This is a genomic window from Clostridium sp. LIBA-8553 (assembly GCF_057782465.1).
The window spans coordinates 2,662,146-2,678,627 of sequence record NZ_CM173489.1 but is presented as its reverse complement, the minus strand read 5'-3'; the positions used below and the strand labels follow the sequence as shown (position 1 = coordinate 2,678,627).

The 16,482-nt window shown below is 29.4% G+C and carries 14 protein-coding genes and 1 other annotated feature; of the genes, 9 read left to right on the top strand and 5 right to left on the bottom strand.

Going from position 1 to position 16,482, the window contains the following annotated elements; translation table 11 throughout:
- The first annotated feature begins 15 nt into the window (after window positions 1–15).
- Both aspS and AC2JAQ_RS11925 read left to right on the top strand, forming a co-directional pair.
- Window positions 16–1,809 carry an aspartate--tRNA ligase gene (gene aspS / locus AC2JAQ_RS11930; RefSeq protein ID WP_488456642.1) on the top strand — a complete coding sequence of 598 codons (1,794 nt, stop codon included), beginning with the start codon at window positions 16–18 and terminating at the stop codon, window positions 1,807–1,809.
- Window positions 1,810–2,101: 292 nt separating this feature from the next.
- On the top strand, window positions 2,102–2,374 hold the full coding sequence (locus AC2JAQ_RS11925; RefSeq protein ID WP_488456641.1) for a metal-sensitive transcriptional regulator: 273 nt from the start codon (window positions 2,102–2,104) through the stop codon (window positions 2,372–2,374).
- Window positions 2,375–2,394: 20 nt separating this feature from the next.
- Here AC2JAQ_RS11925 and AC2JAQ_RS11920 read toward each other — a convergent pair whose 3' ends face one another.
- Together AC2JAQ_RS11920 and AC2JAQ_RS11915 are read right to left on the bottom strand one after the other, a co-directional pair.
- Window positions 2,395–2,913: a threonine/serine exporter family protein gene (locus AC2JAQ_RS11920; RefSeq protein WP_488456640.1), complete on the bottom strand. Its 519-nt coding sequence runs from the start codon at window positions 2,911–2,913 to the stop codon at window positions 2,395–2,397.
- Window positions 2,914–3,684 carry a threonine/serine exporter family protein gene (locus AC2JAQ_RS11915; RefSeq protein WP_488456639.1) on the bottom strand — a complete coding sequence of 257 codons (771 nt, stop codon included), beginning with the start codon at window positions 3,682–3,684 and terminating at the stop codon, window positions 2,914–2,916. It lies immediately after the preceding gene.
- Between the two features lie 180 nt (window positions 3,685–3,864).
- Between AC2JAQ_RS11915 and glyA the strand changes: the two genes are divergently transcribed.
- The 3 genes from glyA (at window position 3,865) to ymfI (ending at window position 7,167) form a co-directional block, all read left to right on the top strand.
- Window positions 3,865–5,097: a serine hydroxymethyltransferase gene (glyA, locus tag AC2JAQ_RS11910; RefSeq protein WP_488456638.1), complete on the top strand. Its 1,233-nt coding sequence runs from the start codon at window positions 3,865–3,867 to the stop codon at window positions 5,095–5,097.
- 187 nt (window positions 5,098–5,284) lie between these two features.
- The gene (locus AC2JAQ_RS11905; protein ID WP_488456637.1) at window positions 5,285–6,247 is read left to right on the top strand and encodes a dipeptidase; all 963 of its coding nucleotides are present in this window, start codon (window positions 5,285–5,287) and stop codon (window positions 6,245–6,247) included.
- 173 nt (window positions 6,248–6,420) lie between these two features.
- Window positions 6,421–7,167 (top strand): elongation factor P 5-aminopentanone reductase, encoded by a 747-nt coding sequence (gene ymfI, locus AC2JAQ_RS11900; RefSeq protein WP_488456636.1) that lies wholly within the window; start codon window positions 6,421–6,423, stop codon window positions 7,165–7,167.
- 135 nt (window positions 7,168–7,302) lie between these two features.
- On the opposite strand, the gene AC2JAQ_RS11895 is transcribed toward ymfI, so the two are convergent.
- Window positions 7,303–8,742 (bottom strand): HAMP domain-containing sensor histidine kinase, encoded by a 1,440-nt coding sequence (locus AC2JAQ_RS11895; protein ID WP_488456635.1) that lies wholly within the window; start codon window positions 8,740–8,742, stop codon window positions 7,303–7,305.
- Between the two features lie 83 nt (window positions 8,743–8,825).
- Window positions 8,826–9,497: a response regulator transcription factor gene (locus AC2JAQ_RS11890; protein ID WP_488456634.1), complete on the bottom strand. Its 672-nt coding sequence runs from the start codon at window positions 9,495–9,497 to the stop codon at window positions 8,826–8,828.
- Between the two features lie 153 nt (window positions 9,498–9,650).
- Between AC2JAQ_RS11890 and AC2JAQ_RS11885 the strand changes: the two genes are divergently transcribed.
- The 3 genes from AC2JAQ_RS11885 to AC2JAQ_RS11875 are packed head-to-tail and all read left to right on the top strand — an operon-like array spanning window position 9,651 to window position 12,717.
- Complete coding sequence (locus AC2JAQ_RS11885) at window positions 9,651–10,895, top strand: M16 family metallopeptidase (protein WP_488456633.1); 1,245 nt, start codon at window positions 9,651–9,653, stop codon at window positions 10,893–10,895.
- Window positions 10,896–10,900: 5 nt separating this feature from the next.
- The gene (gene recX / locus AC2JAQ_RS11880) at window positions 10,901–11,539 is read left to right on the top strand and encodes a recombination regulator RecX (RefSeq protein WP_488456632.1); all 639 of its coding nucleotides are present in this window, start codon (window positions 10,901–10,903) and stop codon (window positions 11,537–11,539) included.
- Between the two features lie 5 nt (window positions 11,540–11,544).
- On the top strand, window positions 11,545–12,717 hold the full coding sequence (locus tag AC2JAQ_RS11875) for a transglutaminase-like domain-containing protein (protein WP_488456631.1): 1,173 nt from the start codon (window positions 11,545–11,547) through the stop codon (window positions 12,715–12,717).
- Window positions 12,718–12,797: 80 nt separating this feature from the next.
- Here AC2JAQ_RS11875 and AC2JAQ_RS11870 read toward each other — a convergent pair whose 3' ends face one another.
- Window positions 12,798–13,148, bottom strand: a complete 351-nt coding sequence (locus AC2JAQ_RS11870) for a tetratricopeptide repeat protein (RefSeq protein WP_488456630.1) — start codon at window positions 13,146–13,148, stop codon at window positions 12,798–12,800.
- Between the two features lie 156 nt (window positions 13,149–13,304).
- Window positions 13,305–13,519, top strand: a binding site (T-box leader).
- Window positions 13,520–13,756: 237 nt separating this feature from the next.
- On the opposite strand from AC2JAQ_RS11870, the gene AC2JAQ_RS11865 reads away from it, so the two are divergent.
- Window positions 13,757–16,399: a valine--tRNA ligase gene (locus AC2JAQ_RS11865; RefSeq protein ID WP_488456629.1), complete on the top strand. Its 2,643-nt coding sequence runs from the start codon at window positions 13,757–13,759 to the stop codon at window positions 16,397–16,399.
- The last annotated feature ends 83 nt before the right edge of the window (window positions 16,400–16,482 follow it).

Genomic DNA, 16,482 nt, shown 5'->3' with positions numbered 1-16,482 from the left:
AGGAGGAGAATTAAAATGGGTGAAGCTTTAAATGGCTTAAAGCGTAACATAATGTGTGGCGAAGCTAGAGAAAGTCACATTGGACAAAAAGTAACCGTAATGGGTTGGGTTCAAAGAAATAGAAATCTTGGAGGTCTTCAATTCATAGACTTAAGAGATAGAGAAGGAATTTTACAGGTTGTATTTAATGATGATTTAGGAGAAGAAATCCTAGAGAAAGCAAAATCAATAAGACCTGAGTATTGTATTGCTGTAACAGGTGAAATAGTTAAGAGAGAGTCAGTAAATCCAAACATGCCAACTGGAATGGTTGAATTAAAGGCTGAGGAATTAAAGATTTTATCTGAATCAGATACTCCTCCAATATATATAAAAGAAGATTTAGATGCTGCTGAAAGCATTAGATTAAAGTATAGATACTTAGATTTAAGAAGACCAGATATGCAAAACATCTTCAAGATAAGACATAAAACAACTAAGGCAATAAGAGATTATCTTGATCAAAATGGATTCTTAGAAATGGAAACTCCAATACTTACAAAGTCAACTCCAGAAGGAGCTAGAGACTACCTTGTGCCATCAAGAAACTATCCAGGAATGTTCTATGCATTACCTCAATCACCACAATTATTTAAACAATTATTAATGGTATCAGGTTTTGATAGATACTTCCAAATAGTTAAATGTTTCAGAGATGAGGATTTAAGAGCAAACAGACAACCTGAGTTTACTCAAGTTGACTTAGAAATGTCATTCGTTGAACAAGATGACGTTATGACTTTAAATGAAGGATTAATAAAACATGTATTTAAAGAAGTTTTAGGTGTTGATGTAAAAACTCCAATAAAGAGAATGACATTTAAAGATGCTATGGAAAAATACGGTTCAGATAAACCAGATTTAAGATTTGGAATGGAAATAACAGACTTAAGTGAATCTGTTAAAGAATGTGGATTTAAAGTATTCACAGACGCTGTAGCTAATGGCGGTTCAGTTAGAGGCTTATGCTTAGAAGGCGGAGCTTCTATGGGAAGAAAAGATATCGATAGATTAGGAGAATTCGTTAAGACTTTCAAAGCTAAAGGATTAGCATGGATTCAATTAAAAGAAGAAGGTGTTAAATCACCAATAGCTAAATTCTTCTCAGAAGAAGAGTTAAACAAAATAATCGAAACTATGGGAGCTAAAACAGGAGATTTAATTCTTATAGTCGCTGATAAAAATTCAGTAGTTCTTAAAGCTTTAGGAGAATTAAGATTAGAGCTTTCAAGAAAATTTGACTTAGTTAAAGATAAGAGTGAATTTAACTTCACATGGATAACAGAATTTGATCTTCTTGAGTATGATGAAGAAGAAGGAAGATATTTTGCTGCTCACCACCCATTCACAATGCCAATGGATGAAGATATTCAATATTTAGATACTGATCCAGGAAGAGTTAGAGCTAAAGCTTATGACTTAGTATTAAATGGAGAAGAATTAGGTGGAGGATCTATAAGAATACATGATACTAAACTTCAAGAAAAAATGTTTGAGGTATTAGGATTTACTCAAGAATCAGCTTGGGAAAGATTTGGATTCTTATTAGAAGCATTTAAATTTGGACCACCACCACACGGCGGATTAGCTTTTGGTTTAGATAGAATGATAATGTTCTTAGCAGGAACTGAAAACATTAAAGACGTTATAACATTCCCTAAAAACCAAAATGCATTCTGTTATTTAACTGAAGCACCTAATATAGTAGATGAAGAACAATTAAAAGAATTAGGAATTGAAACAATAAAGAAAGAAGATAAGGCAGAATAATTTTTGAGCAATCTAAATTTGAGATAATAAATTAGACTTAAATTAGCGTGGGTTTTACTCACGCTAATTTTTGTCGAATTTATATTGGAGGTAGAAATCATAATAGTTTAAGCTTTAAAGAGCGTAAGTTTTAGTGTTTTTACCAGAGGACAAAAGAAAATCTTAATTTTAGTTTGCTATTTTTATTGACTTTTTAGAAAAAAGTAGAGTATATTTAATAATTAATATGAAATAATAATATACATTAAAAATATTATATAGTAAATTATAATAATTGTATGAGGTGTAGAAGTTGAGTGATAATGAAGCTTTAAGAAAAGATATATTAATAAGATTAAGAAAAATAGAGGGGCAAGTTAAAGGGATTCAAGGAATGGTGGATAAGGATGCTTGTTGTAGAGATGTATTAACTCAAATATCTGCCATAAGAGCTGCTATAAACAAAGTCGGAGTTCTTCTAATAGAAAATTATGCTAGAAATTGTATGGGCATAGGACAAGAGAATGAAGAAGAATTAGCGGCTTTAGAACAATTAATAAAGACATTAAATAGTTTTGTAAAATAATAGGCCACCAATGTGGTCTATTATTTTTTATTAAAATGTATATCATTTTTATTTCTTAACTTCTTAAATAGTAAAATATTTTTAGGATTAAGTGAACCATGTGTATAATGTTTTTTCTTAGTATTTATTAAACGAGTAATTGTAGATACAAATAAAACTCCTAATGCTAAGGCGCCTGATGATGAAATTGTCATTATTGCTTGATTCCAAGTAGACATAGCATCTCCGTTGATAGCTTCATACATAGTATTATACATACCGCTTCCAGGCACAAGCGGAATCAAAGCACAGACAACTATTGTTGTTACTGGGGTTTTTAGAATTCTTGCACATATTTCAGAGTAAGCACTAAATACAATGGCTGAAAAGAACATTGACAATATAACACTTATTCCACAATATAAACCTATCTTATATACTAGCCACCCTATAGCGCCACCTATTCCGGCAAAAAATAAATTTCTACCATGTATATTAAATAATACGCCAAAAGCAATAGTAGCTATAAAGGTAGCTAAAACTTCTTTAATTAAAACCAATTATATACCACCTCCAAAGTAAATCCAAATACTCATGACCATACCGGTTCCAACAGCTATGGAAACAGCTACTAAAAATGCTTCTGCACCTCTTATAAGTCCTGAGATTAAATCACCAGCAATTGTATCCCTGATAGCATTAGTAATTGATAAACCAGGAACTAATAGCATTATACTACCTATTATCATTGTATCTAGATTGCTACCAACGCCTAGATTATATGCTATTAAGGAGAGAAGTGCGGCAATAGCTCCACCCAAGGTATTTATGAAAAAGGCATTTATTCCTAGTTCACCAGCTTTGAAAGTAGCTAATTTTACAAACATACCTACAAAAAAAGAAACTAAACAGTCTTCAATATTACCACCTAGAATAGCAGTAAAACCAGCTGCACCTATAGCTGAAAATATTAGGTTCGTTTTAAAATCATACTTAGGACAGTTTTCGTTTATATCTATTAATCTTTCTAGTACTTCATCAAGAGAATATTTTTCAGTATAAAGTTTTCTTGAAAGTGCATTTACTAAATGAATTTTTTGTAAGTCAACAGTTCTATTAGTAACTCTTTTTACTAATGTAGTTGTATAATTATTCTCATCATATACAGAAACCATAATTCCTGTTGGAGTAACAAAACTCTCTGCGTAGCGAATTCCATAAGCAGCACAAATTCTGCATATAGTCTCTTCAACTCTATAGGTTTCGCCACCACTTTCTAGGATTATTCTTCCTGCAAAAGTTGCAATATGTAATACTTTATCAAAATCCATATTATTCGCCCCTATGTAAATTTTATAACCAATACAGTAATTATAACATATGAAAAGTTAAAATAAGATATACAAACTCATATTAGTTTAATCAAATTATAAACAAATTATTTTCTATTGATAAAAATAATTAATAAATTTATAATAGTTAATATATATTTTACGTTTGGGGTGAAGAAAATGAATTTTGAAAATTTAGAAAGAGAAGATGAGCAAATTGCACATCTTGTTGAAAAAGAAAAGGAAAGACAGGAAAATAGTATAGAACTTATAGCCTCAGAAAACTTTGTTAGCAAAGCTGTTATGGAAGCTATGGGATCATATTTAACTAATAAATACGCAGAAGGTTATCCTTCAAAAAGATACTATGGTGGCTGTCACGTAGTAGATGAGGTTGAAGACTTAGCAAGAGAAAGAGTAAAAAAATTATTTGGGGCTGAGCATGCTAATGTACAACCACATTCAGGATCACAAGCTAATATGGCTGTTTATTTTTCAATATTAGAGCCAGGTGATACTGTTTTAGGAATGGATTTAAGCCATGGAGGTCATTTAACTCATGGTTCACCTGTTAACTTCTCAGGTAGATTATTTAATTTCGTATCATATGGTGTTGATCCAGAAACTGAAATGATTAATTATGAAACTGTAAGAGAATTAGCTCTTAAACATAAACCTAAATTAATAGTAGCAGGAGCTAGTGCATATTCAAGAACTATAGATTTTAAAACTTTAAGAGAAATAGCTGATGAGGTAGGGGCTTATTTAATGGTTGATATAGCTCACATTGCAGGGCTTGTAGCAACAGGGTTACACCCATCACCAGTTCCTTATGCTGATTTTGTTACATCAACAACTCATAAAACTTTAAGAGGTCCAAGAGGAGGATTAATACTTTGTAAAGAAAAGTTTGCAAAAGCATTAGATAAAAATATTTTCCCAGGAATTCAAGGTGGTCCTTTAATGCATATAATAGCTGCCAAAGCTGTTTGTTTTAAAGAAGCATTAGAACCAAGCTTTAAAACTTATATGGAGCAAGTTGTTAAGAACGCGCAAGCTCTAGCAGAAGCTTTAGAGTCTTATGGATTTAAATTAGTTTCAAATGGAACTGATAACCATTTAATACTTGTTGATTTAACTAATAAGGATATAACAGGCAAAGATGCAGAAATTCTTTTAGATAGCATAGGAATAACATTAAATAAGAATACTGTACCGAATGAAACAAGAAGTCCGTTTGTTACTAGTGGAGTTAGAATAGGAACACCAGCAATAACAACTAGAGGATTTAAAGAAGAGGAAATGAGAGAAATAGCTTCTATAATAAATGATGCTATTAAAGAAAAAGAGGGAGATTTAGAGCCATTAAAAGCTAGAGTTAAAGCTTTATGCCATAAATATCCTTTATATTAGTAATTAAATAACAGATAATTTATAGGCCATGTTACAGTTTAAATTTGTAACATGGCTTTAATTTTTAAATAATAATATTAGTAGGAAGCAATAATTTAAAAAAAGAGATATTTTTGATATAGTTTATATTGTGAATAAATTCATACTAGTTATATGAAAGAGGTGAACTTTCATAGGAAAATTACCTATGAAGATTTTTATGAAATTTATAGATTTTCATTGTGATACAGCATCACTTATGTTTCAAGAAAATAAGAAACTTTTTCAAAACGATTTAAAGGTTGACATAAAAAAATTAAGAGAGGGAGAAGCTTTAGCACAGTTTTTTGCTTTATTTATAGATAAAGAGTGTACTAAAGACACTTATAATTATTGTAAAAGAATGCTAGAAAATTTAAAAAAAGAGTTTCAAGAGAATTCAAGTGACATAATCTTATGTAGAAATATATTAGATTTAGAAAAAGTAGAAAAAGAAAATAAGATAGGAGGGTTCATTACTATTGAGGAAGGAGATGCCATTAGAGGAGATGTTGAAAAGTTAAGGGAATTTAAAAAAGAGGGAGTTTCTTTAATAACATTAACATGGAATTATATAAATGATTTAGGGTATCCAAATTATCAATTTAAATATAAAGATAGAGGACTTACTAAAAGAGGAATTGAAATTGTAGAAGAGATGAATCGACTACGTATGTTAATTGATGTATCTCATCTTTCAGATGGAGGATTCTATGATGCTATAAAATATTCGAAAGATCCTATAATAGCATCTCATTCTAATAGTAGAATTCAGACAGGGCATAGTAGAAATTTAACAGATTCTATGATTAAGCTTTTAGCTGATAAAGGAGGACTAACAGGAATAAATTTTTGTAATGCCTTTTTAAAAGAAGCAGAAGGAAATGATTCAGATTTAGCTTTGATAAATGATATGATTAGACATATAAAGCATATAAGAAATATTGGTGGAATAGATGTTATTGGGCTAGGTTCTGATTTTGATGGAATAGAGAATGAAGTTGAAATTACTAATTCAAGTAAAATGGGATTGCTTTTAGATTCTTTAGAAAAAGCAGGTTTTAAAGAATATGAAATAGAAAAAATATTCTACAAAAATGCAAAGAGGATAATAAGAGATGTTTTAAGATAGCCTTATAACTCAATTATATGATGGGTTGTATCAAAATTTAGAAAAATAAAACTTATAAATATATTCCGAGAATTATTGGATTTCACTAAGAATTATGTATAAGTTTTATTAAGTTATTTTGATACAGCTTTTTAAAAAATTACAATATGTATAAAGAAAAGGATGAAGGATTAATGGAGAAAAAATTATTAGGTAGAATAGTTTATATAACAGGGGCTTCAAAGGGGATTGGAAGAGGAATAGCCAAGGAATTTGGAAAAGAAGGAGCTTTTGTTTTAATTGGATATAATAGTGATTTAGAGGGTGCTAATGAAACATTAAATATGATTAAGGAATTAGGAGGAACAGGAGAGGTTCTTGGAGGAAATGTAGCCAAGAAGGATGATAGAGATAATATAATAAGTACTATTAAAAATAAGTTTGGTAGACTTGATATATTAGTTAATAATGCGGGGATATCAAAAATAGGGTTATTTATGGATTCAAGTGATGAGGAAATAGATTCTATTATGAATGTTAATTTAATCGGAGCTATGAAGCTTACAAGAGATGCTATGGACTTATTAAGGGAAGGGAAAAATGCATCAATTATAAATATATCATCAATATGGGGGAATGTAGGAGCTTCCTGTGAGGTTTTATATTCAACAACTAAAGGAGGAGTAAATTTATTTACTAAAGCTTTAGCTAAGGAGATTTCAGCATGGGGCATAAGAGTTAATTGTATAGCACCAGGAGTTATAAATACAGAGATGAATTCATGGCTTAGTCAGGAAGAAAAAGAAAGTTTAGAAGAAGAAATACCTATGAGTAGATTTGGAGAAGTTGAAGAAGTAGGAAAGATAGCAGTATTTTTAGGATCTGATGATTCCTCATATTTAACAGGACAAATATTAACTGTTGATGGTGGTATGTTATAAAAATTTTATAGACAAAAATAGGCTGTATTAAAACTTTAAATAATAAAACTTATAAATTCTTAGTGAAATCTAGTAATTTTCTTAATATATTTATAAGTTTTATTTTAAGTTATTTTTAATACAGCACATTTTATTTTATAATTCTTCTATTATATCTACTTCATTAGATTTTTTTAATGTAAAGTAGAATTTAACTCCATCTTCTGTATTCATAACACCAAATTCACTTCCATGGGCTTGAAGAAGATTTTTAACTATAGATAAGCCAAGACCTGTACTTCTATCACATCTATTCCTTGAAGTATCTCCTCTATAAAATTGATTCCAAATCTTACTTAATTCTGTTTCAGGAATATGTGCTCCTGTATTTTCAATAGAAAAATAAATTTTATCTTCTTCAACTGGTTTTATATCGATTATTATTTTATTATTAGGTTCTGAATACTTTATGGCATTGGTCACAAAATTAGTTATAACCTGTTCTATTTTAAAGTCATCTCCTTCAACATAAACATCTTCATCTGGAGAGTAGTTCTTTATGACAGTTAAATTATTGTTATTTATATCAACAGCATTTTTTACTAGAACCTCTTCAGTAAGAGCAGTAAGAGAGAATTCTATAAAGTGCAAATCAATTTTACCTGCTTCAAGCTTTGAAAGTTCAAGCATATCCATAACTAATTTATTCATTTTTTCAGCTTCATCTATTATTATGTCTAAATAAATATCTCTATCACTATCATCAACTATTCCATCTTTTATACCTTCAGCATAACCAGAAATTATTCCTATTGGAGTTTTAAGTTCATGAGAAGCTCCTGCAATGAAATCTTTTCTAAGCTTTTCTAATTCTCTTTCTTTTTCTATATCTTCTTCTAGTTTTTTATTTTTTATTTTCAAATCCTCTAAGGCATTAGAAAGGTTTTTCGATAAGAAATTTAGAGTTTTTGCTAAGCTTCCTATTTCATCTTCTCTATCAATATTACATTTTTCTGAGAAATCCATAGCACTCATCTTTTTGGCAGATTTATTTAACTTAACCAAAGGTTTTGAAATTAAGTTTGAAAATACATAAGATAAAATTAGTCCAATAATAATAACAATTATTATTATGTATTTATAGAAATCTTTTATTAGCGAACTTGCTTCTTCAATTGGTTGGAATGATGTTATTGCAACAATAATAGAATCATTCGTAGTAGTGAAGGAGAATGGAACCATATAAACAATATATTTTGTAGAATACTTCTTGCTATTAAAAACTGTTGTTACTCCAGAGTTTGAATTTAAAAGTGTTTTTGCAAAATCAGGATCGCTATATAATTCATTGAATATATTATTTAATAAATCAGCTGCTTCTGAATTCTGATTATCAGGATCAGGAAGGTATTTAGGGGTACTGTCAGTTGAATAAATACCTATTTTAGCATTATTTTCTAGCTCAAAAAGACTTAAAGCTTTATATAAGGAGCCGGTATTTTTTATATCATAAGAGTAAAGAGCTCTAAATTTTAAAACTGCATTACTTAAATCAGAACTCTTTCTTTTGAAATAAAACTCTTGAAAAAATGACATTTGAAACACCATAGTAAACAGTGTTAAAAATATTATTATACCGAAGGTTATAATAAATAGTCGTTTTGAAATACTCTTTTTCACTATTTCACCTCGAATTTATAGCCACTTCCTCTAACAGTAGCTATATAATTAGATTTATCCATTAGTTTCTCTCTAAGTCTTTTTATATTCGTATCAACTGTTCTTATATCACCAAAATAATCATATCCCCAAACATTATCCAATATTTTATCTCTAGATAATGCTATACCTTCATTAGAAGAAAGATAAATAAGCAAATCGTATTCCTTAGGAGAAAGTAGAATTTCCTCATCATGTAATTTTACTTCATGTGAAAGTTTATTTATGGTTAATCCATTGAAATCTAAAATATTCTTATCATTTAAAGTACCAGTTCTTCTTAATAATGCTTTAGCTTTTGCTAATAAAACTTTAGGGCTAAAAGGCTTAGTCATATAATCGTCAGCTCCAAGTTCATATCCTAAAAGTTTATCTTCCTCTTGGCTCTTAGCTGTTAATAATATTATAGGAGTATTAGAAACTTCCCTTATATTTCTACAAACAGCAAGACCATCTAATTTTGGCATCATTATATCTAATATTGCTAAATCAACTATATTTTCAGAAAATATCCTAAGAGCTTCTTCGCCATCAGAGGCCTCTAATACATTAAATCCCTCTTTTTTGAAGTAATCTCTCACAAGAAATCTTATACGTATTTCATCTTCTACAATAAGTACCGTTTTGTTCATATAATCACCAACCTTTAAAAAATATTGTTTTAACTTACTTAATATTATACAATGAAAACAGCTTTACGTTTAATTTTATTTTGTTTTTATAAGGGATTTAATATTATATAATTAAAGTTAAAATTTATATAAATAATTTTAGGGGAGTTTTTAATGAAAAGATGGACATTTGATGAAAATACCATAATTTTACCTAATGGGTTAAAAGTAATAACAATAAAAAAGGATACAAGATTAGCTTCTATAAATATTGGAATTAATATAGGTTCTTTATATGAAGATGCAAAAGAACTGGGTATGAGTCACTTTGTTGAACATATGCTTTTTAAAGGAACAAAGAATAGAAATAATGAACAATTAAATAGAGAACTAGAATTTTTAGGTGGAGATTATAATGCATATACAGATTATATATCAACAGTATATAGCGTTAATTGTTTAGATGAAGAATTTGAGAAGGGTATAGAACTATTAAGTGATATGATTTTAAACTCTTCCTTTGACGAAAAAGAAATGAAAAAAGAAAAGGGAGTTGTTTTATCAGAAATAAGAAGTGATAAAGATGATCTTGAGGATTTAAGTTTGAGTAGAACCCATGAATATGCCTTTGATAAATCTGCTCTTAGAAATTCAATAGCAGGAACAGAAGGACATGTTAAAGGCTTTAAGAGAAACCAGGTTTATGATTTTTATAAGAAATATTATACTCCAGATAACTGTGTCATTGTAACAGTAAGTGCTTTTAGTCATGAACAAATGCAAAAAATAATTTTGGATTTTTTTGGAAAATGGGAAGGAACTTGTCATAAGAAAGCAAAGATAATAAAAGAAAAAAATAAACCAATAATAAAAACAACATATAAATCTCAAATTGAACAAGGAACTGTTACTTATCTTTATACTTTTGAAGAGGTTGAAGAAAAAGATAAGCTTCCTTTAAAAATATTGAGTTATAAGTTGGCTGAAAGTTCAAACTCGATATTATTTAGAGAACTTAGAGAAGAGCGTGGTTTAGCTTATGATGTTTATAGTCAGATGGATTTGGATGAAAATGTTAATACAATGAATATTTTCACTTCAGTTAGAGAAGAATCAATAGATGAAGTAATAGAAGTAATAGATGCGGCTATTGATGATATAAAAAATAAAGTCATAAATTTTGATGAAGACATGCTTTGTATGATGAAGAAAACTCATAAGACTGGAGTCGTTTCTACTCTAGAAGATTGTAGCAGTCTTTGTGGATATGTTTTAGTGCAAAGTTTGGCGGGAAAGGATATAACAGAATTTATAGATAGTATGGAAGAACTAGAGAAGATGACCGTTGACGATATATATAGGGTTTGTGATAAATACTTAAACAATCCTACTATACACATATTAAAACCAATGGAGTAGATAAAATGGGAAAAATAACAAGTATAGAAGTTCAAAAGAGAAATACAAATAGAGTAAATGTTTATGTAGACGAAGTGTTTACTTTTGCTTGTGATGCTGAACTTATATATAAACAGGGAATACAAAAAGATTCTTTAATAGATGTTGAATCAATTAAAGAAATTGTGAAAGAAGATGAGTTTATAAAGTGTAAGAATTCAGCGCTTAGAACAGTTGAAAAAACATATAAAACTGAAAAGGAATTAAAAGATAAACTTAAAGAAAGAGGCTTTGAGGAAGATACTATTAAAAGAACATTAGACTTTCTAAAGGAATATAATCTTTTAAATGATGAAAAATATGCAGAAATGTATATAAAAGATAGACTTAGAACTCAGGGGAGAAATAAAATAAAATATGCTCTTATAAGAAAGGGCATTAGTGAGGAAGTACTTTTAGATAAGTTATCTAATATTGATCAAGAGGATGAAAATGATACTGCTTTTAAGCTAGCAGAGAAAAAATACAATATGCTAAAGAAAAAAGAAAGTGATAAGTATAAATTATCTCAAAAATTATTTAGATTTCTTTTATCTAAAGGATATGACTATGACTGTTGTAATAGCGTAGTCAGAAGATTAACAAATAATGAATATATGGAGTAGGTAAAATGAATTTTAACTTAGTAGATTTGATTGTAGTTTGTTCTTTTATACTGCCGTTAATAGTCGCTTACAAAAGAAAATTTAATATTATAAAAATAAAGCATAGTATTGAAGAACTAGGTGGATATATAGCCTTTTTCTCAGCTTTATACTTAAGTTTCATTGTAATAAAAAAAGTAGATATAATAGAAAAAATGTTCTCTATTATAGTGGTAGATTTTGATTCACTCATATCAAGATTTAATATTTCACCACAGGTGATAATTATATTAATCGTATTAGTTCTTACTCTTGTGATTTTTTTCGTAATAAAGCTTGTATTTTTAATACTTAATTTATTAATTATAAATCCAATATTAAGATGGTTAAAAAAAGCAGAGGCTAAAAGAGGAAAGAGATTTGGAAAAGGAGCAGCATTATTAATTAATATACCTAAGGCTGCATTTTATATGATAATAAGCGCCTTAGTTATTATTATTTTGGGGAGTAATGGATTTTTAGGAAACAAAATGGAAAAGTTAACTTTAAATTCAAGAGCTTATGAGATAATAAACAATAATCAGTATTATGCTGCTTTGAATAAAGAGTATGAATCTTTTCATAAAGAATATAAAGATGCTATAAGTAAAAACTTAATTACTGAAGAAAGTACTAAAAAACCAACTGAAGAAAAAGTAATTAAAAATAATAGTAATGTTATAAACCTTTATAATGGAGTAACTCTAGAACAGGGTATAAAATCAAATGAAGCTATTAATGCAAAAGCTAGAGAACTTACTAAAAAGGCAAAGACTGATAGAGAAAAAGCTAAAAACTTATATATTTGGATAAGTGAAAATATTAATTATGATGATAATAAAGCCGAAAACATAAGTAAGGAACCATCAAAGTATAAATCAGGTGCTATTGAAGCTTTTGAAACTAGAAGTGGTATATGCTTTGATTATTCATGTCTTTATGTTGCTATGGCAAGAGAAGCTGGACTAAAAGTTAGAATGGTAACAGGAGAAGGATTTAACGGTAAAGAATGGGGACCACATTCTTGGAATGAGGTTTATTTACCAGATAAAAATGAGTGGATAACTGTTGATACAACCTTTGGAAAAGCCGGTAATTATTTTGATAGCAGAAAAAATAATGATTCACATAGAAATGCCCAAATAATAGGTGAGTGGTAAAAAATAACCAAGCAATTTTGCTTGGTTGTTTTTTGTTGAGATAATTTATAATTTTAAAGTTAATCAGTTAGGAGTATAGGTTATTTTGTAAGTTTTGATAAGATTAAATCTATGGCTTTTTCGCAGTCATTATCTGCATTATCTAATGCCCAAGCTAAATTAAAGTATCTTAAAGCTTTAGGATTATTATTTATCATTGAATAGCAATAAGCTAGATTAAAGAAGTACTTTGAGTCTTGATAAAGTTCTAAAGCTTTATTAATCATTTCAATAGCTTTTTCATACTGCTTTAATTTTATGTAGCAAACACCAGCATTATAATAACTATGACATTTACATTCATCGTTATCTAAAGCCTTTTTGTAATAACTTATGGCATCAGAATAATTTCTAGTATTGTATAATTCGTTACCTTTAGAAAAATTACTCATTTTTGACCTCCTAAAAAATATCTACTTTAATTATTAACTTATTTTGGAATTATATTCATAAGATGAAAATATTATAAATTTATATGTATATTTGATTAGACTTACTTGACATAGGTTAAAATAATGGTATAAGATATATTTATAATTTAAATAGTAATATAAACAGTGATAAAGAGGAGTAAAGGTAGGAAGAGCTTTTAAGAGAGGAGATCCTTGGGTGTAAGATTTCTAAGCTTGATATCTTGAAGGTAGCTTTTGAGTTTCTTTGGTGAAATTATTAAAGTAATCAAAGACGGCATTTTCAGTCGTTAGTTTTTGAGAGCCCTTAATATGAGGGAAAAAAGGTGGTACCGCGAGTTTTCGTCCTTTTATGGATGAGGGCTTTTTTTATTGCCCAAAATTACTTTTAAATAAAGGAGCTGTTTTAAGTTAGTGTTGGTTTTTAGATAGAACTATAAGATAAATCTGAAGGGTTAGCTAAAAATAAATATTCACTTAAAGTAGATCATAAATAAAAAAATAATTGTTAAAAGGCATTTCAAGATAGTTTTTGGAATGTTTTAAATAAATACATAAAACTATGTTTGAATTTTAAGGAGGTAAGTCTAATGGATAATAAAAATATTTCTACAACGTATAATCCTAAAGAGTTTGAAGAAAGACTTTATAGCAATTGGCAAGAAAAGAAGTACTTTACTCCTGTAATAGACAAGAGTAAAAAACCTTACACTATAATAATGCCACCACCAAATATAACTGGTAAATTACACTTAGGCCATGCACTTGATAATACACTTCAAGATATGCTTATAAGATTTAAGAGAATGCAAGGATATTGTACTTTATGGTTACCAGGACAAGACCATGCTAGTATAGCAACTGAGGTTAAAGTTGAAAATGAGCTTTTAAAAGAAGGTCTTTACAAGAAAGAAATGGGAAGAGAAGCTTTCTTAGAAAAAGTTTGGGAATGGACAGATGAATACAGAGAAAGAATAAGAGAGCAGCTTAAGAAAATGGGTTGTTCAGCAGACTTTACAAGAGAAGCTTTCACAATGGATGAAAATTTAAGTAAAGCTGTAAGACACGTATTTGTTAAATTATACAAAGAAGGTTTAATATATCAAGGAAACAGAATAACTAACTGGTGTCCTAAGTGTCAAACTGCTTTATCAGATGCTGAAATAGAGTATGAAGAAAAAGAAGGAAACTTCTGGCATATAAAATACCCAGTAGTTGGTTCTGATGAGTATTTAGAAATAGCTACTACAAGACCAGAAACTTTACTTGGAGATACTGCTGTTGCAGTTAACCCAAATGATGAAAGATATGCTCATTTAGTAGGTAAGATGTTAAAATTACCTTTAACTGATAGAGAAATACCTGTAGTTGCTGATGACTATGTTGACGTAGAATTCGGAACAGGAGCAGTTAAAATAACACCAGCTCACGATCCTAACGATTTTGAAGTTGGTAAGAGACATAACTTACCACAAATAAGAGTTATGGATGATAGTGGTGTAATAAACCACCTAGGTGGAAAATATAAAGGCTTAGATAGATATGAGGCTAGAAAACAAATGGTTGCTGACTTAGAAGAGTTAGGATTATTAGTTAAAATAAAACCTCATACTCACAATGTTGGTACTCATGATAGATGTGGTACAGTTGTTGAGCCAATCATATCAAAACAATGGTATGTAAAAATGCAATCATTAGCAGATCCTGCTATAGAGGTTGTTAGAAATAAAGGAACTAAATTCGTTCCAGAGAGATTCGAAAAAACTTACTTCAACTGGATGGAAAATATCCAAGATTGGTGTATTTCAAGACAATTATGGTGGGGACACAGAATACCAGTATTCTACTGTCAAGATTGTGGAGAAATCATGGTTGAATTAGAAGATCCAACTAAGTGCTGTAAGTGTGGATCAAAGAACATAGAACAAGATAAAGACGTTCTAGATACTTGGTTCAGTTCAGCTTTATGGCCTTTCTCAACTTTAGGATGGCCTGATAGAACTGATGATTTAGAGTTCTTCTATCCAACATCAACATTAGTTACAGGATACGATATAATATTCTTCTGGGTTGCTAGAATGATATTCTCAGGTATACACAACATGGGAGAAACTCCATTTGATACAGTATTAATCCACGGTATCATAAGAGATGCTCAAGGAAGAAAAATGAGTAAATCATTAGGAAATGGTGTTGATCCATTAGAAGTTATAGATGAATATGGTGCTGACGCATTAAGATTCATGTTAGTAACAGGAAACGCTCCAGGAAATGATATAAGATACATTCCTGAAAGAGTTGAAGCTGCAAGAAACTTTGCTAATAAGATTTGGAATGCTTCAAGATTCGTTATGATGAACTTAGACAGAGAGCTTATGGATAAATACAAAGATTGCAAAGAATATAGCTTAGCAGATCAATGGATATTATCAAGAATGAACTCATTAATCAAAGAAGTTACAGAAAACATGGAAAAATATGAGTTAGGAATAGCTCTTCAAAAAGTACATGATTTCTTATGGACAGAGTTCTGTGATTACTATATAGAATTAGTTAAACCAGTATTATATGGTGATGATGAGAAAGCTAAGGGAGTAGTATTTAATGTACTTTACACTGTATTAAATACAGGATTAAAATTATTACACCCAGTAATGCCTTTCATAACTGAGGAAATATATACTCACTTAAGCACTGAAACTGAGTCAATCACAATAGCTGAATGGCCAACATATGATGAAGCTTTAAATAACGAAAAAGCTGAGAAGGATATGACATTCATAATGGAAGCTATAAGATCATTAAGAAACTTAAGAGCTGAAATGAATGTACCACCTTCAAGAAAAGCTAAGGTTATGGCTTACGCTTCAGAAGAGGCTAAAGATGCATTTATAAATGGTGGAGCTTACTTAGAAAAACTTGCATCAGCATCAGAAGTTACTTTCTTAGATAATAAGGATAACTTAGATAATAACTTAGTATCAGTAGTTGTTAAGGGTGGAGAATTATTCTTACCATTACTTGACTTAGTTGATAGAGAAAAAGAGTTAGAAAGATTAAATAAAGAGAAAACTAAACTTGAGGGAGAAATCTTAAGAGTTGAAAAGAAACTTTCTAATGAAAGATTCGTAAGCAAAGCACCAGAGGCTGTTGTTAATGAAGAAAGAGCAAAAGGTGTTAAATATAAAGAAATGTTAGAAGCTGTTCTAGAAAGAATAGAGGCTTTACAATAATATAACAATAAAGCTTTAGTGTATCTAAAGTGCTAAATAAAACTTATAAATATATTCTGAGAATTACTGTGTTTCGCTAAGAA